Genomic DNA, 21,167 nt, shown 5'->3' on the forward strand with positions numbered 1-21,167 from the left:
TCCGCTCACAGGTTCGGTAGCACTTCCTCCTGGAAGATCTTGCGTCGATCTTCCGCGGGAAGGTGGCAGGCGACCAGGTGCCCGGCGCTGTGGCCGTCGTCGCGCAGCAGCGGCACCTCGGTGTAGGACCGGTTGCCGTTGCGGCCCGCGTAGGGGCAGCGCGGGTTGAAGGCGCAGCCCTGCGGCAGGTTGATCAGGCTGGGCGGGCTGCCCTTGACCGGCGTGAGCCGATCGCGGACGTCACGGTCGAGACGTGGCATCGAGCCGAGCAGACCCCACGTGTACGGGTGCTGCGGGTTCCGGAAGACATCGAGGGCCGGACCCTTCTCGATGACCTTGCCGCCGTACATGACCAGGACATCGTCGGCGAGCTCGGCCACCACGCCCAGGTCGTGGGTGATCATGATGACCGCCGAGCCGAACTCCTGCTGGAGATCGCGGATCAGGTCGAGGATCTGCGCCTGCACGGTGACGTCGAGGGCCGTGGTCGGCTCGTCCGCGATCAGCAGTGCCGGGTCGTTGACCAGGGCCATTGCGATCATGGCGCGCTGCCGCATACCGCCCGAGAACTGGTGTGCGTAGTCGCTGAACCGGCGCTCGGGCTGCGGGATGCCGACCCGGGCGAGCATGTCGATGGCCCGCTCGCGGGCGACCTTCTTGTTCATCCCGGGGTGGTGCACCCGGTACGCCTCGACGATCTGCGACCCGACCGTGAAGTACGGGTGCATGGCGCTCAGCGGGTCCTGGAAGATCATGGCGATCTTGCCGCCGCGCAGCAGGCGCACATCCTCGTCGGTGGCCCGGATCTGCTCCTGGTCGTCGACCCAGATCTCACCGGTGACCTTGGCGTTGCTGCGGGTGCGGTGCAGGCCGAGCAACGCCAGCGAGGTGACGCTCTTGCCGGAGCCGGACTCGCCGACGATGCCGAGCGTCTGGCCCTTCTCGAGCGTGAAGCTCGACCCGGTGACCGCCTGGACGATGCCGTCGTCGGTCTCGAACCGGACGTTGAGGTCCTTGACCTCGAGGAACGGTCGTGGGGCAGCGGAGCCGATGGACAACGTAACCTCCCTCAGCTCAGCCGCACGCGCGGGTCGATGACGCCGTACAGCAGGTCGACGATCAGGTTCATGATGACGATGAAGGACGCGGCGAACAGGGTCACGCCCAGGATCACCGGCAGGTCGCTGGTGCGGATGCCGTTGAGTGCGTAGTAGCCGAGGCCGCGCAGGTTGTAGACCGCCTCGGTGAGGACGGCGCCACCGAGCAGCGCACCCAGGTCGAGGCCGAAGACCGTGACCAGCGGGGTCAGGCCCGAGCGCAGACCGTGCTTGCCGATGACGGCGCGCTCGCGCAGTCCCTTGGCCCGCGCGGTGCGGATGTAGTCCTCGCCGAGGGTCTCGAGCATGTTGGCCCGCGTGAGCCGGGCGTACGTCGCGGCGAACAGGAACGCGAGCGTGATCCACGGCAGGATCAAGCCGGTGAACCAGTGCCACGGGTTGTCGAGGAACGGTGTGTAGCTCGGGTTGGGCCAGCCCAACCCGTACACGAAGATGCTCAGTGACAGCAGACCCGTGAAGTAGATCGGCAGCGAGACGCCGGCCAGGGCGATCGTCATCACCGATCTGTCCCAGATCGTGCCGCGCCTGAGCGCCGAGATGACACCGAAGGTGATGCCCATCAGCACCCACAGCACGGCGGCGCCGATGGCGAGGGAAACGGTGACCGGGAGGGCCTCCATCAGCAGCGGCCACACCTCCTGGTTGGTCTTGAACGAGTAACCGAGGCAGGGGGCAGCGCAGTGCGTGACGTCCGTTCCGGTGCCGTAATCACGGCCGGCCACCAGGCCCTTGAGGAACTTGCCGTACTGAACCACGATCGGGTCGTCGAGCCCGAGCTTGGTCCGGATGCCCTCGATCGCCACGGGGTCGGCCTGCTTGCCGATGTACAGCAGCGCAGGGTCGCTCCCGGTGGCCTTGGGCACCAGGAAGAAGACGCAGAAGGTCACGAAGGTGACCACGAGCAGCGTCACGACGGCGTTGAACAGCCGCCGAATGAGGTAGGTCAGCACGACTTTCGGCCGTAGACCGGGTGGGCGCCGGGCTCTTGCGAACCCGGCGCCCACCCGGAGGGGGCGGCCTTCACCTGCCCTTCGATTTACCCGTCGGTGCTACAGCGACCGCTAGGGATTACTTGCCGTCGCTGACGCCGAGGGACGCGAAGTCAACCATGGCCAGGCCCTGGTGGAAGTACACGTTCGTCAGCCGCGGGTTGTAGTAGTTGAGCGCCTTGTCGAAGACGAACGGCACGAAGTAGTTGCCGTCCATGACCTTCTCGTTGGCCTGCTGGTAGTCGGCAGCCGCCGCCTGAGCGTCCTTCTCGGCCAGACCCTTGGTGAACAGGTCGTTGATGGCCGGGTCGTTGATCTCGGGCAGGTTGTAGTTACCGGTCTTGGCGATGAACGAGCCCATCGCCAGCGGGGCCAGGTATCCGTAACCGGTGGGGAAGTCGGCGCCCCAGCCGGAGATCATGATGCCGTAGCCCTTGGCCTTCACGACGGCCGGCGAGCCGACGACCGAGCTGACGTTCTTGCCGTCGTACTGCTCGATCGACGCGTTGATGCCGACCTGCTTGAGCGCCGCCTGGAGGGCGGTCGCCGTGGCGACCTCGGCCGGCTTGTTGTTCCGGACCGCGATCTTGGTGTCGAAGCCAGTCGGCTTGCCACACGCCTGCAGGGCCGCCTTGGCCTTGTCGATCTGCGGCTTGCCCTGGGCGCGACCGTACGGGTCGTACTTCGGGTCGGCGCCGAGGATGTTCGGCGGCAGCATGTTGGTGGCGATGTCACCACCGGCAACCGGGCCACCGCGAGCGGTCTGCAGCGTGGTGGGGTCGGACGCGTAGATGACTGCCTTGCGGCACTCGATGTTGTCCAGCGGGGCGACCGTGGTCCCGAGCGCCGCGTACCGGATGAACCCGTTGTTCGGGTTGTACGCGGTCTCCTTGAGCTTGTCGTTCGTCAGGATCTGCGTACGCGCCTGGGTCTGCACACCGCTCTGGCTGGCGTCCAGGTCGGCGGTGCCGGCGATCAGACGGGAGTCCATGTCGTCGGCGTTCGTGGTGATCGTGAGAACGATCTTGTCCGGGAGCGCCTTGCGGCTCGGGTCGGTCGACGCGTCCCAGTTGGTGTTGCGAACCAGGGTGGCGCCGCTACCGGGCTTGATGCTCTCGAACTTGTACGGGCCCGAGGAGGCCGGCGCGAGGGCGTACTTGTCGCCGGTGTCCCGCTTCTGCGGCACCGGGGCGCCGCCGGGCAGGGCCAGCTCGTACGGGAAGTTCGCGTTGGCGGCCTTCAGGTGGAAGATGATCGTCGAGTCGTCCGGCGTCTCGACGGTCTTCAGACCCAGCTTGTTCGGGTCGGTGTCCTTGTACGGGCCGGGGTAGTTCTGGCCCTGGTCCAGCTCCTCGATCAGGTACAGCGGGCCGCCGGGGACGACGTCCTGAGCGAAGATCCGCTCGATGCCGTACTTGATGTCCTTCGAGGTGATCGCCGAGCCGTCGTCGAACTTGAGGCCGCTCTTCAACTTGAAGGTGTACGTCTTGCCGTCCGCGCTGACCTCCGGGGCCGCCGTGGCCAGGTCGGGGGTCAGGATCAGACCGTCGGTGCCGGGCTTCGGCGTGTAGGTCATAAGCGTCCGGCTGTACAGCCGGTTCATGTCGATCGTCCAGGCGTAGTACGAGATCGCCGGGTCCCACGAGTCAGCGTCCTGCGGGCTCCACAGGTTGAGCGTGCCGCCCTTCTTGTCGCTCGCGTTGACGACCTTGGTCGCCGCGGCGTTGAAGGCAGCGCCCGTGCTCGAATTGTTGTCCGTGTTGTTGTTGTCATCCGAGCCGCCACCGCATGCGGCGGTCAGCCCCAATGTGAGAGCAGCCGCAGCGGCCACCATCACCTTCGTCTTGCCTGCCACCTAAACTCCTACCTCCTCGAACGGCGACCTGCGGGGGGTCGCCGAGTTACATGCGATGGAACCGCGTTCGGATCCCATGCTCGTCAGTGGGCCTTCGGGTCAAGCGCGTCGCGAAGACCGTCGCCGAACAGGTTGAACGCCAGCACGGTGATGAAGATCATCGCGCCGGGAATGATCATGAACATCGGGTCGTACCGGTAGAACCCGAGCGCGTCCGAGAGCATCCCGCCCCAGGACGGGTAGGGCGGCGGGATACCGACGCCGAGGAAGCTCAACGCCGCCTCGGTGAGAATGTTGGTCGGGATGATCAGCGTCGTGTAGACGAGGATCGGCGCCGCGAGGTTGGGCAGGATCTCGCGCAGCAGGATGCGCGGGGAACGCGCACCCAGGCTCCGCGAGGCCTCGACGAACTCGCGCTCACGCAGCGAGAGCGTCTGGCCGCGAACGATACGCCCGATGTACGGCCAGCCGAAGAATCCGATCACCACAACCAGCACCAACACGCGCGACCACCGTGGGCCGAGGCCGAACGAGGTGGCCGGCAGCACCGAGACCAGCGCGATCGAGAAGAGCAGCTGCGGGAAAGCGAGCAGGAAGTCCATGATGCGGCTGATGACCGAGTCGACCCAGCCACCGATGAAGCCGGCCGACATGCCGAACAGCACGCCGAGGATCGTCGACAGGAACGCGGAGAGGAACGCGACGGTCAGCGTGGTCTGTGCGCCGTAGACGATCCGGCTGAAGATGTCGCGGCCGTTGACCGGCTCGACACCCAGGAGGTAGTCCTTCGAGATGCCACCGAGGTGACCGAGCGGGAGGCCGAGAGTCGGGTCGATCTTGTCGTTGTGGAGCTCGTCGTACGGGTGCCCGAACCACTTGATCAGCAGCGGGGCGAGGATCGCGACGGCGATCAGCACAAGGATGACGATGCCGCCGCCGAGCGCGACGCGGTCCCTCTTGAGACGACGCCAGGCGATCTGCCTCAGCGATCGACCGGCAACCGCGGCCTCGTCGGGAGTCCGCTCCTGAGCCGCGTCGGCGATAGGCGCCGTGGATTCGTCGGCGATTGGCGCCTCTGGGCCAAGCGACATCTAGCGCCGGTCCTCTCCCGGTGAGCCGGGTCGAAGCGGGGCGCTCACAGCCCGCGGCACACCACAGAGCGGTGGGCCGGCAGGCGATGGCTACCCGCAGCCGCCGGCAACCGATCGGTTGTCTCATGCCTCGAGTGCCGGCCCTCGTCGCGACGGTCAGATGAGTCCGCGCCACGAAGGCACTCGACGGCGGGGGTGCCGCCATCGCAAGGAACATTCACCTAATGTGGTGCCTCGGTCAAGTTCACGGACCGCACACGGTCAGTTCCGTGTCTCCCTCGTGATGTGGCCGTGACCTATGGCACCGACCAAACGGAAACTACCGCGTGAGATGGCCCGGATCTAGCTATTCCGGACTAAATCACTAGCAAGGCGTTACAGGCGCGTTACGCGACGTAGATCTAAATGGCTCGACGTCCCTCGAACGCACGACCGAGCGTTATCTCGTCGGCGTACTCGAGGTCACCACCCACCGGCAAACCACTGGCCAAACGGGTGACCGAAATTCCCATCGGCTTCACCATGAGTGCCAGATAGGTGGCCGTGGCCTCACCCTCTGTGTTGGGATCTGTGGCAAGAATCAACTCGTGAACTTCGCCCGTTCCGAGCCGTAACAAAAGTTCGCGGATGCGCAGGTTGTCCGGGCCGATGCCCTCCAGCGGGTTGATCGCCCCACCGAGGACGTGGTACCGGCCGCGGAACTCGCCGGTCCGCTCGACCGCCACGATGTCCTTGGGCTCCTCCACCACGCACAGCACCTCGTTGGTGCGGCGCGGGTCGCGGCAGACGCGGCATTGCTCGGACTCGGCCACGTTGAAACAGGTCGTGCAGAAGCGGACCAGCTCCTTCACCTTGCGCAGCGCGGTGGCGAGGCGGTTGACGTCTGCGGGGTCGGCGGACAGGACGTGGAAGGCGATCCGCTGGGCGCTCTTGGGTCCCACACCCGGGAGCCGGCCCAGCTCGTCGATCAGGTCCTGGATGGCGCCTTCATACACGTGATCAGAACCCGGGGATCCCGAGGCCGCCGCCGAGCCCGCCGGTGACCGGGCCCATCTTGGCCTCGGTGAGCTCGCGCTGCTCTTCGGCCGCGTTGCGAACCGCGGCGAGCACCAGGTCTTCCAGCGTCTCGACGTCGTCCGGGTCGACGGCCTTGGGGTCGATCCGCACCGACTTGACCTCGCCGAGCCCGGTCATGACCACGGACACCAGCCCACCGCCGGCGCTGCCGGTCACCTCGGCGTCGGCCAGCTCGGCCTGCGCCTGCGCGACCTGCTCCTGCATCTTCTGGGCCTGCTTCATGATCTGCTGCATGTTCGGCTGTCCACCGGGGCGCATGCCACCGCTCCTCAGCTAGAAAGTCACTTGTTTCTTGAGCGCCGTCGATACCCACCCGGCCGACCACGTCAATCGCCGCCCAGCGTAGCCGCCCGACGCGCCCCACCCGTCACACGCCACCCACGCGCCTCGCCGCCACCCGTCAGACGCTACCCACGCGCCTCGCCGCCACCCGGGCTGGGCCAGCCGCGCCTCGCGGCCAGGCGGCCGAGCCAGCCGCGCCTCGCGGCCACGGCCGCATTCCGAGCGCCGGCTGAGCTCGGCGCCCCAGCAGGCCGGCGCGGCCCCAGCAGGCCAGCGCCCCAGCGGGCCGGTGCGGCCCCAGCAGGCCAGCGCCCCGGCAGGCCAGCGGGCCAGCGCCGAAAGGGCGGCTACTGCGGGCCGGGCTTTGGTCAGCTCTCGCCGATCTTCTCGGCGCCCAGCACTTCCTGCAGTAGGCGCATGGCCTGCTGCTCGCTGCTCTCGCGCGCCGTCTTCTCGTCGATCACGTCGTCCAGAGGCTCGTCGCCCGGATCGAAGCCCTCGTAGGCCGCCGCCCCGCCGCGCGGCGGGCCGTCGTATTCGGGGTCGTAGGGCGCTTCCTCGGCGGACGACCCGTCGGGCCACGCCGACGACGCCGATGCCGCCGCCGGTGATGAAGCGGGGCGAGCACCCTGACGGGCCGCGGCCCCGGCCCGGGCACCGGCCGCAGCAGCCCGCGCGGCGGCCAGGCCACCGCCGCGCTCCGCGTTACGGGCAGCGCGCGCGGCAGCGGCCTGGCCCGGGGCAGCTTCGGCGTTGCGCGCGGCCGGGGCGGGGGCAGCCTCCGCGTTACGCGCGGCCTGCGCCGGGGCACCTTCGGCCGCTGGCTCGCTGCCGAGGCCGGCATCACCGGGACCGCGGACTCCGGCATCTACCGAACTCGCATCGGCCGCCCGAGAAGAGGCCTCACCCGTGAGAGCATCGTCAAGGTTTGGCGCCCCGCCCGAAATGTCCGACCGAGGAGGGCCGTCGTGCGGGGCTCCTACGCCCAGTCCGTCCGCGGTACTCGCGGCCAGCGCGTCGCGGGAGCCAGGCGCAGAGCCAGGGCCAGGGGCAGGGGCAGGGGCAGGGGCAAGCGCAGGCGCAGAGCCAGAGGCAGGGGCAGAGCCAGGCGCAGCGGCAGAGGCAGGGGCAGAGCCAGGCGCAGCGGCAGAGGCAGGCGCAGCGGCAGAGGCAGGCGCAGCGGCAGAGGCAGGCGCAGAGCCAGAGCCAGAGTCGAGCGGCGACGAGTGCGATGGATCGCCGGCCGGTGCGGCTGCTGCGCCGATCGGGCGGACCTCGGGCCAGTCCTCATCCTCGTCATCGGCCGGGGGTGACGTGGCCGCGGGCGCGGCCGGCGCCAAGCCGCCCGGTCTGGCCGGCTCCGGCCAGTCGTCGTCTCCGGAGGAACTGGACTCGGCCTCCTGGCGGCGGCTCTGCGGCGGCCGGGCCGCGGCGGCGTGCGCCTGCTCGGCGCCCGGCGCGGGCTGGGCTGCGCGACCGTTGCGCACGCTGGAAGCCCCGGGAGACTCGTTGCGTTGCGCATCGCGCCCGGACCCGGAGCCGTCGCCGGGGTGACCCGAACCGCCGCGCGGGGCCGGCGGGACCGACATTGCGCCGGCTTCGCCCCCGACCTCGCAGCGGATCTCCCACCTGCCACCAAGCGCCTCGTAGAGCGCGTTGGCGACCGCGGGCGCCTCTGCGGCAGCCATCTCCGCGTGCTTCGGGTAGCGGAACGTCAAAACGAGCGTCTGCCCGGTGAGATCGCGCACCACCGCGTTGGACAGCAGCGCGACCAGCCGCTTGCTCCGCCGGCCGATTGCCGTGAGGATCTCGGGCCAGACCTCGCGCACCGCCGCCACGGTCAGCTGTCCGGGCGGAGGCTCCACCGCGGCAGCACCCGACTCCTCCGGCGCGTCCGGCAGCACTCCCCGAGGCGCCGGCCGTCGCTCGGGGGCGGAGGGCGTGGGCTCGTCTCGGCGCTGAGCACCAACGGCCGACTCGTCGCGGCGCTGAGAACCCACGGCCGACTCGTCGCGGGGCTGAGAACCCAGGGCGGGTGCGGCCATTTGCTCCGGCTCTGCGGTCGCGACCGGCTCGGGGCGACGCACAGGGGCGCTGTCGTAGGCGTCAGGCTCGGGCTCGTCGTCCCACGGCGGCTCGTCGTCGTAATGATCCGGCTCCGGTGGCGAAACAGGCGCAGCGGACGCTGCTGGGACGGCCACCGGTGGAGCAGACGCAGGCTCAGCAGAGGTAGGCGAACCGGAGGTAGGCGAACCAGGGGTAGGCGAAGCAGGGGCAGGCGAACCAGGGGCAGGCGAACCAGGGGCAGGCGAACCAGGGGCAGGCGAACCAGGGGCAGGCGAACCAGGGGCAGGCGAAGCAGGAACGGGTGGCGCAGAAGGAACCTCCTCAGCCTCGGCGGGAGCGGGCGAAGCCGCACCGGCCGGCCGCCGCCCAACCGCCGCCGTTGGAGACCGCCGACTAGCAGCCGCCGCAGCCGCCCGCGCCGCAGACAAGCCGCCCCGGGAGCCGCCGACCGGCCCATCCCCGGCCGCCGGCCCAGCGGCGAGTCCTAGCGCGGTGACGCCCTGCCCGGAGTCGGCTACGGGCGCCGGGACGCCGGCGCTCGGCGCAGAGGCGGCAACAGGCGCCACTGCACCGGCACCCGGGGCGCCGCCCTCCTCGCGTGCCAGAGGAGCGTCACCGCTCAGGGTGAGTCGCCGCTCCATGCGCTCGAGCCGCTGGAGCAGCGCGCCCGTCGAATCGTCGGCTCCCGGCAGCAGCATGCGCGCCGTCACCAGCTCGAGCAGCAGGCGCGGCGCGGTCGTGCCGCGCATTTCCACCAGGCCGTTGTGCACGATGTCGGCGCAGCGGGACAGGGTCGCCGGGCCCAGCCGGCCGGCCTGCGCGCTCATTGCCTCGAGTTGGTCGGCCGGGCCGTCGATCAGGCCCTTGGTGACCGCGTCGGGGACCTGCTGAAGGACGATCAGGTCGCGGAATCGCTCGAGCAGGTCGGACGCGAAGCGCCTCGGGTCGTGGCCGGCCTCGGCGACCCGCTCGATCGTCGAATACGCCGCGGCGCCGTCGCCGGCGGCCAGGGCGTCGCACATCTCGTCGATCAGGGTGACGTCGGTGACGCCTAGCAGGGCGACCGCTCGCGAATACGAGACGCCGTCGGGGCCGGCGCCCGCGATCAGCTGGTCGAGCACCGAGAGCGAGTCTCGCGCGCTGCCGCCGCCGGCCCGCACCACCAGCGGAAGGACGGCCGGCTCGACGTGGACGCCCTCGGCCTCGGTGAGCTGCTGCAGGTACGGCCGGAGGACCGCCGGCGGGATCAGCCGGAACGGGTAGTGGTGGGTGCGGGAACGGATGGTGCCGAGCACCTTTTCGGGCTCGGTGGTGGCGAAGATGAACTTGACGTACTCGGGTGGCTCTTCGACGAGCTTGAGCAGCGCGTTGAAGCCGGCCGGCGAGACCATGTGCGCCTCGTCGATCACGTAGATCTTGTAGCGGCTGCTGGCGGGCGCGAAGAACGCCTTCTCGCGGAGGTCGCGGGCGTCGTCGACGCCGCCGTGGCTGGCCGCGTCGATCTCGATGACGTCGATCGACCCGGTGCCGTCGTTGGCCAGCGAGCGGCACGACGCGCACACCCCGCACGGCTCGGGCGTGGGGCCCTGCTCACAGTTGAGCGAGCGGGCCAGGATGCGGGCGCTGGACGTCTTGCCGCAGCCACGCGGGCCCGAGAACAGATAGGCGTGGTGCAGCCGGCCACTGCGCAAGGCCTGCGACAAGGGCTCGGTTACGTGCTCCTGCCCGATGACCTCAGCGAAGGTACGCGGCCGGTACTTGCGGTACAGAGCGAGTGACACTCCTACCCCTCCTCAACGACGGCGCCATTGTCCGTCGGGGGTATGACAAGAACAAAGTCGCGGAAGGGTGGAAACAAAAAGGGCCTCCCGTGCACCCGTCAGAGCCCGCTTATCCTTGCTGCCTTCCGGCCCTGGGGAGGTTCACGAGATGCACGCCGCACGAGAGGCTGTCCAACAGCTTACCCGGCCCCGTCAGCACGCGAGCGCCGACCCACACGCACGGCTCGGGGTAGATGTCTGTATCCTGGCCGACGGAGGATTCGCCTAGTGGCCTAGGGCGCACGCTTGGAAAGCGTGTTGGGTTAACACCCTCACGAGTTCGAATCTCGTATCCTCCGCCAGCCCTACCAGCACAAACGCGGCAAGGCCGGACCCATCTTGGTCCGGCCTTCTTGCATTCCCCGTCCTGGCGAACCGCGCTCGGCCCACCAAAGGTAGTACCGGCGGTGCTACCCTTGGTAGGATGACGACATGAAGATAAGCGTCAGCCTCCCCGACGAGGACGTCAGATTCCTCGATGCGCAAGGTGTGAACCGTTCGGCAGCCCTGCACGAGGCTGTTGCCCTTCTGCGCGAGCGGCAACTGGCGGACCAGTACGCGGAGGCGTTCGGAGAGTGGGAGGACTCACCCGACGCCGAGCTGTGGGACGCGGCCACTGCTGACGGCCTCCCATCGTGAGGTGGGGCGACATCGTGCGGGTCGATCTGAACCCGGTCGTCGGGAGCGAGGCCAGCAAGGTCCGGCCGGCCGTCATTGTCAGCAACGACGGCGCCAATCGAGCCGTGGAGCGGTTCGGTCGCGGGGTCATCACCGTGGCACCGATCACCTCCAACGTCATCAAGGTCTATCCGTTTCAGATTTTGCTCGCACAAGATCAGACCGGGACAGGGCTCGCCCTGGAGTCAAAGGTTCAGGTCGAGCAGATCCGCGCCGTCGACGCGGGACGCATCGGGCGGCGCCTGGGCCGGCTTCCCCTCGCCCTGCATGAACCACTACGCGAGGCCCTAGTGGTCCATCTGGGTCTTCGAAGCGGCCGACAGTCCTGATCCGCCCGCGCGACCGCGTCGACCTCAGAGCTGGCCGGCGGCGATCGCGTCCTCGACCTCGGGGAAGATCGCGAAGTAGCGGGTCAGCCCCACGGTCCCCAGCAGGCGCAGCAGGAACGGGTTGGCGCCCGCGAAGCTCAGCCACCCGCCGCGATCCGTGATCACCTGTTTACTCGTGATGAACGCGCTCAGCCCGACCGAGTCGCAGAACTTGAGGTCGGTGAGGTCGACGACGATCCGGGGAACGGGACGCTCCAGCAGATCGGCCATCGTCGAGCGGAGCTTCTCGGCCGTGTCGGCGTCGAGCTCGCCCCGGAGATGCAGCACCGCGATGTCGCAGCGGTGGTCGGTGACTGTCGCCTGCATGGCGTGAAACGTTAAACCCGATCGACTGTTTGCCATCGGACAAACAGTCCGGTTCGACGCGAACGGGCCGGACCCTAGGGGAGGGGTCCGGCCCGTACGGAAAATTCGGCTGGCCGATGAAGTCAAGCAGGCGGCGCAGCCGGCCCAAGGCGCGTCAGATCTCGCGCCACTGCCAGCGTGGACCACGCCACGCATCCGCCAGGATCAAGGCCGAGGCCTTCCCTGGACACTGCTGCACCTTCGACTTGCCGTCGGGTCCGCCCATCTGAGCTTCAACTTCCCAGGCGATGCCGTCGGTGCGTACGAAGACGTCACGGCGTGCAACGCGGACGTCACCATTCCACCAGTGATGCTCAACTCTCACATGTCAAATCTAGGACAGACTCAGGAGATCGGTGTAGAGCAATCTTGTGAAAAGTTCTCACCAGCCGGTTGGAGCGCATTGTCTGATCCGGTGGTTTTTGGCTGCGTGACTTGCGCAACAGCGCTCGTATTAGGGCGGTCCCCTAACCACTACGCTATGTAATCGATCCAGCTAGCGCTGAGGGCCATCCGACGCCGAAACGACCGCGTTACGTATACGACATCTGATCATGGAGAACACCCGAACGGCGGAGTGCCCGCCAACCCGTACGGTTGACCGGCTTTTAGGCACTGAGAGTGACTCTTGTCGGTAACCGAAAGCACGGACAAAATGGCGCACCGCGAGCACGAAAAAGCCCGGCGATCCGCGAAGAACGGGCCGCCGGGCGTTGGCGGTGGTGAAGGGATTTGAACCCTTGGAGGGCGTAAACCCTCACACGCTTTCGAGGCGTGCTCCTTAGGCCGCTCGGACACACCACCGCGAAGAAGGTTACCGGACGCGGGCGCGCCGTCGTCGGCGGGTCACCCATTGCCGAGCCCAGCGGCCCTGACCTGGCAGGATCGGCGGCATGACCAAGCGAGAGGAGCACGAAGCATGAGCGTGCACATCGGCGGGCAGCCGGGCGACATCGCCGAGCGGGTTCTGCTCCCCGGCGACCCGATGCGGGCGAAGTGGATCGCCGAGACCTTCCTGCAGGACGCGAAGTGCTACACCCAGGTCCGCGGAATGCTCGGCTTCACCGGCACCTACCAGGGCGTCCGGGTGTCGGTGCAGGGCTCCGGCATGGGCATGCCGTCGGCGTCCATCTACACGCACGAGCTGATCAACGAGTACGGCGTGAAGTCGGTCATCCGGATCGGATCGTGCGGCGCGCTCGCGATGGATCTCCAGCTCGGCGACGTGATCGCGGCGATCGGCTCGGCGACCGACTCCAACATGAACCGTGCGCGCTTCGACGGCCTGATCGACTACGCGCCGGTCGCGAATTTCGACCTGCTGCGCACCGCGGTCGAGGTGGCCGAGCGGCACGGCACGGCGATGCGGGTGGGCCCGATCCTGGCCGCCGACGCGTTCTACACCGACCGTCCCGATCTCTACGACGCCCTGGCCGACTACGGGGTCCTCGCGGTCGAGATGGAGTCCGCCGCGATCTACACGATCGCTGCGCGTTACGGCGCCAAGGCGCTGACAATCCTCACCGTGAGCGATCACATCAAGACCGGCGAGAAGATGGACTCGGCGCGGCGCGAGCAGGGCTTCGGCGACATGGTCCGGATCGGCCTCGAGACCGCGATCTCCGACGCGTCCTGAGGTGCTGCCGCGGCGTCACTCTCCGCGACTCTCCTCAACCATTCTTCGTACGGGCGACGGGCTCCGACAACCGCAGGCGCGGAGGAGCCCGGCTGCTCACCTGAAGAAATCCCGCAGCAACGCGGCGCACTCACGCTCCAGGACCCCCGAATAGACCTCGGGCCGGTGATTCAGGCGGCGATCCCGCACGACGTCCCAGAGCGAGCCGACCGCGCCCGTCTTGGGCTCCCACGCGCCGAAGACGAGCGTCGACACCCGCGCCAGCACCAGCGCGCCGGCGCACATCGTGCAGGGCTCCAGCGTGACGACGAGGGTGCACCCCTCGAGCCGCCAGCTGCCGAGGATCACCGCGGCCCGGCGCAGCGCGAGGATCTCGGCGTGCGCCGTCGGATCCCCGGTCGTCTCCCGCTCGTTGCCGGCGGCGGCCAGCTCCACCCCGTCAGGGCCGTAGACGACCGCCCCGACGGGCACGTCCTCCGGGAAGGCGGACGCGACCTCGATGGCTCGCCGCATCCATGAAACGTGCTGAGGTGACGCCGGAAGACTCACGCCTCGCGCAGCTCTTCCACCTCATCGCCGCAGCCGATCCGCTGGCAGATCTCGGCGGTCACGTCGGAGGGCAGCATGCCTTCCTGACCGCAGAGTCCGAGCAGCCGGTTCGCGCTGATCCCGAGGTCGTTCAGCAGGTCGGCGTCCCCGACCGGGTCGGCGTCGGGATCGGGCGACGGACGGTCCGTGTCCTCCTCCTCGCTTTCCGACGTCAGGTCGTCGATCTCGAGCACGGCCGGCACCTCGATCTCGCCGAGCAGCACCGCCCCGATCCGCGACTCCTCCACGAACGCCGAGTCGGAGCCGAAGACCCGCAGGTCCTCACCTTCGTCGAGGCGGACGATCGACAGGTACTGGTCGTCGCTCTCGACGAAGAGCAGCGCCACATCGGCGTCCGGCTCGACGTCGCGCAGCGCGTCCACCACCTCGTCGATATCGGCGAGGCCGGCCAGGTCCAGCTCGGACGCCGTCCACCCGTTCTTGCCCCGAGCGACGGCGGCAGCGAAAGTCGACAAGTTTTCCCCCCACGCGACTTTTGTCTTCAGCGAGTGACGGTAGCGGGAAGAACGGCGGGCGCGGCGCGCCACGCCCCCAATGGGGTGGGAAGTCAGTTCGCCAGGCGACGGCGCGTGGCGATGAGCTCGCGGAGACGTGCCCCGCGAAGTCGTTGCGGCTGTGCGTTCTCGCGAGCCTTCGCGTCGGCGAGAGCCGCCAGCAACTCCAGACGGCGACGGCGACGATCGGGGTCGAGCCGTGGCGGTGAGGGGGCCATGAAGCCGAGCGTGCCCACCGCCGCGTGTCGCGTCAAGACCCCGTGCGGACGGCGACGAGGACGGCACACCCGGTCGCTCCCGATTCCGTGCTTTTCACCACAAAGGCCAGTCGTAGGTGGCTATCCATCGGGCGCCCACGAAGGCCACCGCTATCGATAGCCCGAGCCCGCTCGCGAGGGCTATGCCGACCGCCGCGCCGCGGTCGCCGAGGACGGTCAGCACGATCGCCATGGCCCATGCGGTGATCGCCGCCACCATCGTCCACCACGCGTACGCGGCGAGGTCGTGAGCGAGGCCGCCGAAGAGCGCGAACCAGAGCAGCGCCGCGCCGAACCCGGCCAGCACCGGCGCCGCGGCCACCGGGTGCGGCTCGCGGTAGACCGGCCGGGTCGGCCCCGGGAAGAGCCCCGACGGCGGCCGGGCCGGCGGCGGAAGGTAGCCGGCGGGGCGGCGGGCGAAGGTAGGCAGGGGCGGCTGCGCCACCGCGGGCGGGTAACCGGGCTGAGCGTGGGGCTGAGCATGGGGCTGGGCGTGGGGCGGCTGCGCGTGGCCGGGGTGTGCGTACACGGCCGGCGGCACCATCTCGACCCGATCACGACCGGGCGCCGGGGGCGACGCGGCCGGCCAGGACGGCTGGTTCTCGCTCACTGCGCCTCCTCCTGCGTGGCTCGCCGCTGAGGCCAGCCTACCGAGCGCGGGACGGCACGACCGGACGAGTTCTGCCAGGATGGCGCGGTGCGCCTGCTTCGTACCCTCACCGGCCTGACCGCCGCGGCCATGACCATGGCCGCCTGTGGCGGCGCTCCCGGCGGCTCTCCCGGCGGCGTGTCGAACGAGGCCACCCCGCAGTTCGTGGAACCGGTGGCCGCCGACGAGTCGTCCCTGCCCGCCGCCCCGCCGAGCTCCGTTCCACCTTCGGCCGCGGCCGGCGCCACGCCGGTGAGCCCGAGCGCCACGCCGTCGAAGACGCCGTCGGCAAAGGTCAAGGTGAAGTACGTCTTCCCGGTCAAGGCGTCGAACGTGGCGTTCCACCCGACCCACTCGAAGTATCCGGCGACCGACATCTTCGCCGACTGCGGCGAGACCGTGGTCGCCACGACCAGCGGCGTCGTGCTCGAGGTGAGCCTCAAGGACGCGTACGTCGAGGGCTCGCCCGACGGCCCGGACAACGGCGGCCTCTCGGTGTCGATTCTTGGCGACGATGGCGTGCGCTATTACGGCTCCCACCTGAGCAAGGTGCTCGGCGGCATCCGGGCCGGCGCCCGGGTGACGGCCGGTCAGCAACTCGGCAAGGTCGGCAAAACCGGCAACTCGAGCGGCGTCTGCCACCTGCACTACGGCGTCTCCCCGCCGTGCGCCAAGACCGGCGACTGGAAGGTCCGCCGCGGCGTGGTCTGGCCCGCTACCTACCTGACGTCCTGGCGCGGCGGCGGCCAGAAGAGCCCGGTGGCGACGGTCGCCGCCTGGAAGCGCTCGCACAACTGCAAGGCATAGACGCGGGGCCGCACCCTCGCCCAAAGGTGCGGCCCCGCGCTGCCGGGAGAAAAGTCGCTGCCGAATGCGATTCCCGGCGGGGAAAGTCCGGCCGAGACGGTCTAGGTCTCGCTGAACTGAGCGAACCGCTTCTGAGTGCGGCCGTCCACGGTGGTGAAGGCGCCGCCCATCGCGACCGTGCCGGTCTCGGCGTTGCTGGCCAGCGCCAGCACCCCCTCGACGCCGTTGGCGTCGGCGGTCCAGTCGAGCAGGTGGCCGTCGCCGACCGCGAGCGCGGCGAGCTTCACCCGGTTGTCCGAGCCGTCGACGCATGAGCCCTGGGTGCCGGTGCGGGCGGTGCTGCACGCCCGGTCGAAGTGTCCGCCGGCGTAGACGACGTCGCCGAGCACCGTGACCGCCTGCGCGTCCCCGTCGAAGGTGGCCGACCAGCGCAGCGTCCCGCCGGGGGTGTAGGCGCTGACCCGTCCGCCCTGGCCGCCGTGGGCCGAGTAGACGCCGGCCGCGGTGACGGCGATCGCGTACGTGATGAACGGCGGGCGCGGCTTGAAGGCGGTGATGATCGCGCCGCCGGCCGGGTCGAGGGCGGCCAGCCGGTCGTACCCAGGAATGCTGTTGATTTTGTGGAACTTGCCGCCGGCGTAGACCCGCCCGCCGCCGGTCGCGACCGTCTCGACCTGGTCGTCGGCGGTGGGCCGCCAGCGGGTGTCGAGCGCGCCGGTGGTGAGGTTGAAGGCGGCCAGCCGGCCACGCGCCTGACCGTCGACCGCGGTGATCGCTCCGCCTAGATAGAGCCGGTTGCCGCCGGCCGCGATGGCGTAGGGCCGTCCGCTGATCGTGTGCTTGAAGGTGGCGGAGAGGGCGCCGCTGGTCGCGTCGACCCGGGCCAGGCTGTCCCGCTTCTGTCCGCCGACCGTGCCGAAGTCGCCGGCGAGGTAGACCGATCCGCCGCTGACCACGATCGCCTTGACCCGTCCGTCGGCGGCGGGCGCCCAGGGCAGCAGGCCTCCGGTGCGCGCGTCGACGGCCGCGAGGTGGCCGCGGGTCACCTGCTTGCCGCGGACGATCGCGGCGGTGAAGTCGCCGCCGAGGTAGGCGACGTTTCCCGAGTACGCGATGGTGAGCACCGCGCCGTTGAAGCTGGGCATGCTGTCCGAGGACTGCGCCTGGGCGGGCGCGGCCGCGACGGCGAGAGCGAGCGCCGCCGCGGAAAGTCCGATGATGAGTGTTTTCCCCCGGTAAGTCACATGAGAACCGTAATATCCGGTGGCATGCGGTCGGCAGGTGCAAAACGGACAGAATGCGCAGGTGGGACGGGTGATCCCCTCCCGGTCCGAACGGCTGATCTTGGCAGGTGTGGGAGAGTTCCCGGGTGGACGTGGCGGTGATCGGACTCGGGCTCATCGGCGGCTCGCTGCTGCAGGCGCTGGCCGCGGCGGGGCACCGGGTCGTCGGGTACGACGCCGACCGAGCGACCCGCGAGCTGGCCCGCGACGGCGGCGGGAACGTGGCCGGTTCGGTGGCCGAGGCGGTCGCGAACGCGGAGCTCGTCGCTCTCGCCGTACCCTTGCCGGTCCTTCCCGAAATCATCGCCCAGCTCGCCGATCACGACGGCCTGATCACCGACGTCACCTCGGTCAAGGGGCCGGTGCGCGACCTGGCCGTCAAGCACGGACTGCGACGGTTCGTCGGCGGGCACCCGATGGCCGGCAAGGAGACCTCCGGATTCGCGGCGGCCGAGCCGGGACTGTTCGAGGGGTGCGCGTGGGTGCTCTGCCTCGAGCCGCACGAGACCGGCCTCGGCGACTGGCTGACGCTCGCGGCGCTGTTCACCGCGATGGACGCGCGGGTCGTGCCGATCACCGCCGCCGAGCACGACCGGGCCGTCGCCCAGATCAGCCACGTGCCGCACCTGTTCGCCAGCGCGCTGGCCCGTCAGCTCGAGGGAAACCCGCTGGCCGGCACCCTGGCCGCCGGCTCCTTCCGGGACGGCACCCGGGTCGCCGCCACCCGCGCCGAGCTGATCGTGGCGATGTGCGGCGGCAACGTGACGGCGGTACGCGAGGTGCTGCGCGGGCTGCTCGACGGGCTCGAGCGGATGGACGCGGCGCTGGCCACCGACCCGGTCCGCTTCCTCACCCCGCTGGTGGCGGTCGGCGCGGAGTTGCGGCAGCACTGGCCCGCGCGCGGCGGCGCCCCGGCGGAGATGCCGGCCGAGGTCGACCGGCTTCTCGACCTCGGCCGCGGCGGCGGCTGGATCACCGCGGTCGCCGAAGATCGGGCCGGCGTCGTGACAATGCGGCCAGAAACTGACCGCATTGGTTCCTAGGGTGATGGGCGTCGGAGAAAACGCCCGCGCTTAGGAGAGACGACATGGCCGCTCAGGTCGGACCCGTGAACAACGAGCAGGAGGGCCTGCTCGCCTACCTTGCCCAGATGCGGTACGTGGTCCGGTTGACCGCCTACGGCCTCACCGACGAGCAGCTGCGCGCCACGCCGTCGGCGAGCGAGCTCAGCGTCGGCGGCATCGTCAAGCACTGCGCCTCGACCGAGGAGGGCTGGCTGTCGACGATCCGGCGCGAGCCGCAGTCGGTCGACTACCAGAAGTACGCCGAGAACTTCAGGCTGGCCGAGGACGAGACGATCGAGGACGTGCTTGCCCGCTACGACCGGGTCGCCGAGCAGACCGAGAAGACGGTGAACGAGATCGGCGACCTCGGCTTCCCGATCGAGATCGACCACTCGGTGCCGTGGAACCGCAAGGACCTGACCCATTGGAACATCCGCTGGATCCTGCTGCACCTGATCCAGGAGACGGCCCGGCACGCGGGACACGCGGACATCATCCGGGAATCGGTCGACGGCGCGACGGCGTACCCGTTGATGGCGGCCGCCGAGGGCTGGCCCACGACCCCGTGGCTGAAGCCCTGGGCGCAATCGCCCCTTCGGGGGCTGATGAGGAGTCAGCCAGCTCAGCGAATGACCCGCTGATCGGTCACGATCGCGGTGACCAGGTCGCGCGGCGTGACGTCGAAGGCCGGGTTCACCGCGTCGGACCAGGGGGTGATCTCGGCGGCGCCGCGGTCCTCGATCGGGACCGCGTCGCCGCTGGGCGTGTCGACGTCCACCGTCGATTCGGGGGCGACCACGACGAACGGGATTCCGGCCCGGCGGGCGCCGAGCGCGTGCGCGTACGTGCCGATCTTGTTGATCACATCGCCGTTGGCGCAGATCCGGTCGGCGCCCAGGATCACGGCGTCGACCTCGCCGCGGGCCATCAGGAACGGCCCGGCCGAGTCGACCGCGACCCGGTGCTCGATCCCCCACTGGGACAGCTCCCACGACGTGAGGCGGGCGCCCTGCAGCAGCGGCCGGGTCTCGCTCGCGATCACACCGCCCAGCGTGCCGCGCCGGTGCAGCTCGAAGACGACGCCGAGCGCGGTGCCGAGCGTGACCGCCGCCAGCCCGCCGGTGTTGCAGTGGGTGAGCAGCCGGGGCCGGTTGCCGCACAGCTCGACCATCAGATCGGCGCCGCGGGCCGCCATCGCCCGCGAGGCCGTGACCTCCTCGTCGCGGATCGCGCACGCCTCGGCCAGGACCGCCTCGGGCCCGCGCGGCAGCAGCGCCGCCGCCCGCCGGACGCCCCGGGCCAGGTTGACCGCGGTGGGCCGGGCCGTCTCGACCCGGGCGATCGCGGCGGCCAACGCCTGCGGGTCGTCCGCGTGCACCCGGGCGGCCAGGGCCACGCCGAAGGCGCCCGCGACGCCGAGCGCCGGCGCGCCCCGGACCGCCAGCGACTGGATCGCGGCGACCAGCTCCGGCACCGTGTGCAGGCGCAGGACACGTACTTCCTTGGGGAGCACCGTCTGATCGATGATCTCGACGGCCCCATCCACCCAGTCGATCGTCCGCACGAGGCCGAGCGTAACCGCCTAACCTAGCGGGCATGGCATCTCGTGATCCGGTCGACGATCTGCGACGCATCGCCTTCTATCTGGAGCGGGCGAACGAGGCGACCTATCGGGTGCGCGCGTTCCGCTCGGCCGCCGCCGCGATTTCAAAGCTGCCGGCCGACGAGCTCGCCGAGCGGGCCACAGCCGGCACGCTGGCCAAGCTGCCGGGGGTCGGCGACGTCACGGCCCGCTGCATCGCCGAGTCGCTGGCCGGCGAGGAGCCGGTCTACCTGCGCCGGGTGCGCACGACCGAGGGGACCGAGCTGCCGGTCGCCGCGGCCGCGCTGCGGGACGCGCTGCGCGGCGACTGCCACTCCCATTCGGACTGGTCGGACGGCGGCTCGCCGATCGAGGAGATGGCGCTCGCCGCGGTCGAGCTCGGCCACGAGTATCTGGTGCTCACCGACCACTCGCCGCGGCTGACCGTGGCCAACGGCCTGTCGCCGGCCCGGCTGCGCAAGCAGCTCGACCGGGTCGCCGAGCTCAACGACGCGCTGCCCGACGGCTTCCGGGTGCTCACCGGCATCGAGGTCGACATCCTCGACGACGGCTCGCTCGACCAGGAGGACGAGCTGCTGGCCCGGCTCGACGTGGTGGTCGGCTCGGTGCACAGCAAGCTGCGTGACGAGTCGCCGCGGATGACCCGGCGGATGGTCAACGCGCTCGCCAATCCGCATCTCGACATCCTCGGCCACATGACCGGCCGCAAGGTGTCCGCGGCCGGCGAGGGCGACAAGGGCCATCGGGCCGGCCGCACCCGGCCGCCGAGCACGTTCGAGCTCGACAAGGTGATCGAGGCGGCGCTCGAGCACGGCAAGGCCCTCGAGATCAACTCGCGGCCCGACCGGCTCGACCCGCCCAAGCGGATGCTGACCGTCGCGGTCGAGTCCGGCTGCCTGTTCAGCATCGACACCGACGCGCACGCGCCCGGTCAGCTCGACTGGCTGCGCAACGGCTGCGAGCGGGCCGCGCTGTGCGGGGTGCCGGCCGAGCGGGTGGTCAACACCTGGCCGATGGAGCGCCTGCTCGAGTGGACCGGCGGGCACAAATAGAT

The 21,167-nt window shown here is 69.9% G+C and carries 21 protein-coding genes, 2 tRNA genes and 1 other RNA gene; 8 read left to right on the forward strand and 16 right to left on the reverse strand.

Going from position 1 to position 21,167, the window contains the following annotated elements; all coding sequences use genetic code 11:
• Nucleotides 1-5 precede the first annotated feature (5 nt).
• The 8 genes from ACIA5D_RS23065 to ffs form a co-directional block, all read right to left on the reverse strand.
• Entirely contained in the window at nt 6-1,058 is a 1,053-nt protein-coding gene (locus ACIA5D_RS23065; RefSeq protein WP_396032219.1) for an ABC transporter ATP-binding protein, read from the reverse strand.
• 11 nt (nt 1,059-1,069) lie between these two features.
• Nucleotides 1,070-2,068 (reverse strand): ABC transporter permease, encoded by a 999-nt coding sequence (locus tag ACIA5D_RS23070; RefSeq protein ID WP_396032220.1) that lies wholly within the window; start codon nt 2,066-2,068, stop codon nt 1,070-1,072.
• A 118-nt stretch (nt 2,069-2,186) separates the two neighbouring features.
• A complete protein-coding gene (locus ACIA5D_RS23075) occupies nt 2,187-3,962 on the reverse strand; it encodes an ABC transporter substrate-binding protein (RefSeq protein WP_396032221.1) in 1,776 nt (591 codons plus the stop codon).
• A gap of 83 nt (nt 3,963-4,045) precedes the next feature.
• The gene (locus ACIA5D_RS23080) at nt 4,046-5,053 is read right to left on the reverse strand and encodes an ABC transporter permease (protein WP_396032222.1); all 1,008 of its coding nucleotides are present in this window, start codon (nt 5,051-5,053) and stop codon (nt 4,046-4,048) included.
• A gap of 401 nt (nt 5,054-5,454) precedes the next feature.
• A complete protein-coding gene (recR, locus tag ACIA5D_RS23085) occupies nt 5,455-6,048 on the reverse strand; it encodes a recombination mediator RecR (protein ID WP_396032223.1) in 594 nt (197 codons plus the stop codon).
• 4 nt (nt 6,049-6,052) lie between these two features.
• A complete protein-coding gene (locus tag ACIA5D_RS23090) occupies nt 6,053-6,364 on the reverse strand; it encodes a YbaB/EbfC family nucleoid-associated protein (RefSeq protein WP_396032617.1) in 312 nt (103 codons plus the stop codon).
• Between the two features lie 416 nt (nt 6,365-6,780).
• Nucleotides 6,781-10,260, reverse strand: a complete 3,480-nt coding sequence (locus tag ACIA5D_RS23095; protein WP_396032224.1) for a DNA polymerase III subunit gamma and tau — start codon at nt 10,258-10,260, stop codon at nt 6,781-6,783.
• 75 nt (nt 10,261-10,335) lie between these two features.
• Nucleotides 10,336-10,432: signal recognition particle sRNA small type (gene ffs, locus ACIA5D_RS23100), an RNA gene on the reverse strand.
• A gap of 81 nt (nt 10,433-10,513) precedes the next feature.
• Between ffs and ACIA5D_RS23105 the strand changes: the two genes are divergently transcribed.
• The 3 genes from ACIA5D_RS23105 to ACIA5D_RS23115 all read left to right on the forward strand — a co-directional run bounded on the left by ACIA5D_RS23105 (nt 10,514) and on the right by ACIA5D_RS23115 (nt 11,306).
• A tRNA-Ser gene (locus ACIA5D_RS23105) sits at nt 10,514-10,601 on the forward strand.
• 130 nt (nt 10,602-10,731) lie between these two features.
• Nucleotides 10,732-10,938: a hypothetical protein gene (locus ACIA5D_RS23110; RefSeq protein WP_396032225.1), complete on the forward strand. Its 207-nt coding sequence runs from the start codon at nt 10,732-10,734 to the stop codon at nt 10,936-10,938.
• A gap of 14 nt (nt 10,939-10,952) precedes the next feature.
• The gene (locus ACIA5D_RS23115) at nt 10,953-11,306 is read left to right on the forward strand and encodes a type II toxin-antitoxin system PemK/MazF family toxin (RefSeq protein ID WP_396032226.1); all 354 of its coding nucleotides are present in this window, start codon (nt 10,953-10,955) and stop codon (nt 11,304-11,306) included.
• Nucleotides 11,307-11,330: 24 nt separating this feature from the next.
• Here the strand turns inward: ACIA5D_RS23115 and ACIA5D_RS23120 are convergent, their stop codons facing one another.
• From ACIA5D_RS23120 to ACIA5D_RS23130, 3 genes are all read right to left on the reverse strand, one after another.
• Nucleotides 11,331-11,672: an STAS domain-containing protein gene (locus ACIA5D_RS23120; RefSeq protein WP_396032227.1), complete on the reverse strand. Its 342-nt coding sequence runs from the start codon at nt 11,670-11,672 to the stop codon at nt 11,331-11,333.
• Nucleotides 11,673-11,826: 154 nt separating this feature from the next.
• Entirely contained in the window at nt 11,827-12,036 is a 210-nt protein-coding gene (locus ACIA5D_RS23125) for a hypothetical protein (protein WP_396032228.1), read from the reverse strand.
• A 389-nt stretch (nt 12,037-12,425) separates the two neighbouring features.
• A tRNA-Ser gene (locus ACIA5D_RS23130) sits at nt 12,426-12,515 on the reverse strand.
• A 115-nt stretch (nt 12,516-12,630) separates the two neighbouring features.
• On the opposite strand from ACIA5D_RS23130, the gene deoD reads away from it, so the two are divergent.
• Nucleotides 12,631-13,347, forward strand: a complete 717-nt coding sequence (deoD, locus tag ACIA5D_RS23135; RefSeq protein WP_396032229.1) for a purine-nucleoside phosphorylase — start codon at nt 12,631-12,633, stop codon at nt 13,345-13,347.
• A gap of 96 nt (nt 13,348-13,443) precedes the next feature.
• Here deoD and ACIA5D_RS23140 read toward each other — a convergent pair whose 3' ends face one another.
• The 3 genes from ACIA5D_RS23140 to ACIA5D_RS23150 all read right to left on the reverse strand — a co-directional run bounded on the left by ACIA5D_RS23140 (nt 13,444) and on the right by ACIA5D_RS23150 (nt 15,317).
• On the reverse strand, nt 13,444-13,896 hold the full coding sequence (locus ACIA5D_RS23140) for a nucleoside deaminase (protein ID WP_396032230.1): 453 nt from the start codon (nt 13,894-13,896) through the stop codon (nt 13,444-13,446).
• Nucleotides 13,893-14,411 (reverse strand): tRNA adenosine deaminase-associated protein, encoded by a 519-nt coding sequence (locus tag ACIA5D_RS23145; protein ID WP_396032231.1) that lies wholly within the window; start codon nt 14,409-14,411, stop codon nt 13,893-13,895. Before ACIA5D_RS23145 ends, ACIA5D_RS23140 begins: the two co-directional genes overlap by 4 nt.
• Before the next feature lie 351 nt (nt 14,412-14,762).
• The gene (locus ACIA5D_RS23150; protein WP_396032232.1) at nt 14,763-15,317 is read right to left on the reverse strand and encodes a hypothetical protein; all 555 of its coding nucleotides are present in this window, start codon (nt 15,315-15,317) and stop codon (nt 14,763-14,765) included.
• A 129-nt stretch (nt 15,318-15,446) separates the two neighbouring features.
• Here ACIA5D_RS23150 and ACIA5D_RS23155 point away from each other — a divergent pair, with 129 nt between their 5' ends.
• Nucleotides 15,447-16,163: a M23 family metallopeptidase gene (locus ACIA5D_RS23155; RefSeq protein ID WP_396032618.1), complete on the forward strand. Its 717-nt coding sequence runs from the start codon at nt 15,447-15,449 to the stop codon at nt 16,161-16,163.
• Nucleotides 16,164-16,264: 101 nt separating this feature from the next.
• Here ACIA5D_RS23155 and ACIA5D_RS23160 read toward each other — a convergent pair whose 3' ends face one another.
• Nucleotides 16,265-17,407 carry a PQQ-binding-like beta-propeller repeat protein gene (locus ACIA5D_RS23160; protein ID WP_396032233.1) on the reverse strand — a complete coding sequence of 381 codons (1,143 nt, stop codon included), beginning with the start codon at nt 17,405-17,407 and terminating at the stop codon, nt 16,265-16,267.
• A gap of 125 nt (nt 17,408-17,532) precedes the next feature.
• Here ACIA5D_RS23160 and ACIA5D_RS23165 point away from each other — a divergent pair, with 125 nt between their 5' ends.
• Complete coding sequence (locus ACIA5D_RS23165; RefSeq protein ID WP_396032234.1) at nt 17,533-18,489, forward strand: prephenate dehydrogenase; 957 nt, start codon at nt 17,533-17,535, stop codon at nt 18,487-18,489.
• Between the two features lie 44 nt (nt 18,490-18,533).
• Entirely contained in the window at nt 18,534-19,151 is a 618-nt protein-coding gene (locus ACIA5D_RS23170; RefSeq protein WP_396032235.1) for a DinB family protein, read from the forward strand.
• On the opposite strand, the gene mtnA is transcribed toward ACIA5D_RS23170, so the two are convergent.
• A complete protein-coding gene (mtnA, locus tag ACIA5D_RS23175) occupies nt 19,133-20,074 on the reverse strand; it encodes an S-methyl-5-thioribose-1-phosphate isomerase (RefSeq protein ID WP_396032236.1) in 942 nt (313 codons plus the stop codon). The genes ACIA5D_RS23170 and mtnA overlap by 19 nt on opposite strands.
• 32 nt (nt 20,075-20,106) lie before the next feature.
• Here mtnA and ACIA5D_RS23180 point away from each other — a divergent pair, with 32 nt between their 5' ends.
• A complete protein-coding gene (locus tag ACIA5D_RS23180) occupies nt 20,107-21,165 on the forward strand; it encodes a PHP domain-containing protein (protein WP_396032237.1) in 1,059 nt (352 codons plus the stop codon).
• Nucleotides 21,166-21,167 lie beyond the last annotated feature (2 nt).

This window comes from Actinoplanes sp. NPDC051513 (assembly GCF_044454685.1).
Taxonomy (GTDB): domain Bacteria; phylum Actinomycetota; class Actinomycetes; order Mycobacteriales; family Micromonosporaceae; genus Actinoplanes.

Coding starts and splice junctions, on each gene's coding strand:
- ACIA5D_RS23080 (WP_396032222.1), bottom strand. CDS start 5,053: ATGTCGCTTGGCCCAGAGGCGCCAATCGCCGACGAATCCACGGCGCCT.
- ACIA5D_RS23090 (WP_396032617.1), bottom strand. CDS start 6,364: ATGCAGCAGATCATGAAGCAGGCCCAGAAGATGCAGGAGCAGGTCGCG.
- ACIA5D_RS23110 (WP_396032225.1), top strand. CDS start 10,732: ATGAAGATAAGCGTCAGCCTCCCCGACGAGGACGTCAGATTCCTCGAT.
- ACIA5D_RS23120 (WP_396032227.1), bottom strand. CDS start 11,672: ATGCAGGCGACAGTCACCGACCACCGCTGCGACATCGCGGTGCTGCAT.
- deoD (WP_396032229.1), top strand. CDS start 12,631: ATGAGCGTGCACATCGGCGGGCAGCCGGGCGACATCGCCGAGCGGGTT.
- ACIA5D_RS23155 (WP_396032618.1), top strand. CDS start 15,447: ATGACCATGGCCGCCTGTGGCGGCGCTCCCGGCGGCTCTCCCGGCGGC.
- ACIA5D_RS23170 (WP_396032235.1), top strand. CDS start 18,534: ATGGCCGCTCAGGTCGGACCCGTGAACAACGAGCAGGAGGGCCTGCTC.
- ACIA5D_RS23180 (WP_396032237.1), top strand. CDS start 20,107: ATGGCATCTCGTGATCCGGTCGACGATCTGCGACGCATCGCCTTCTAT.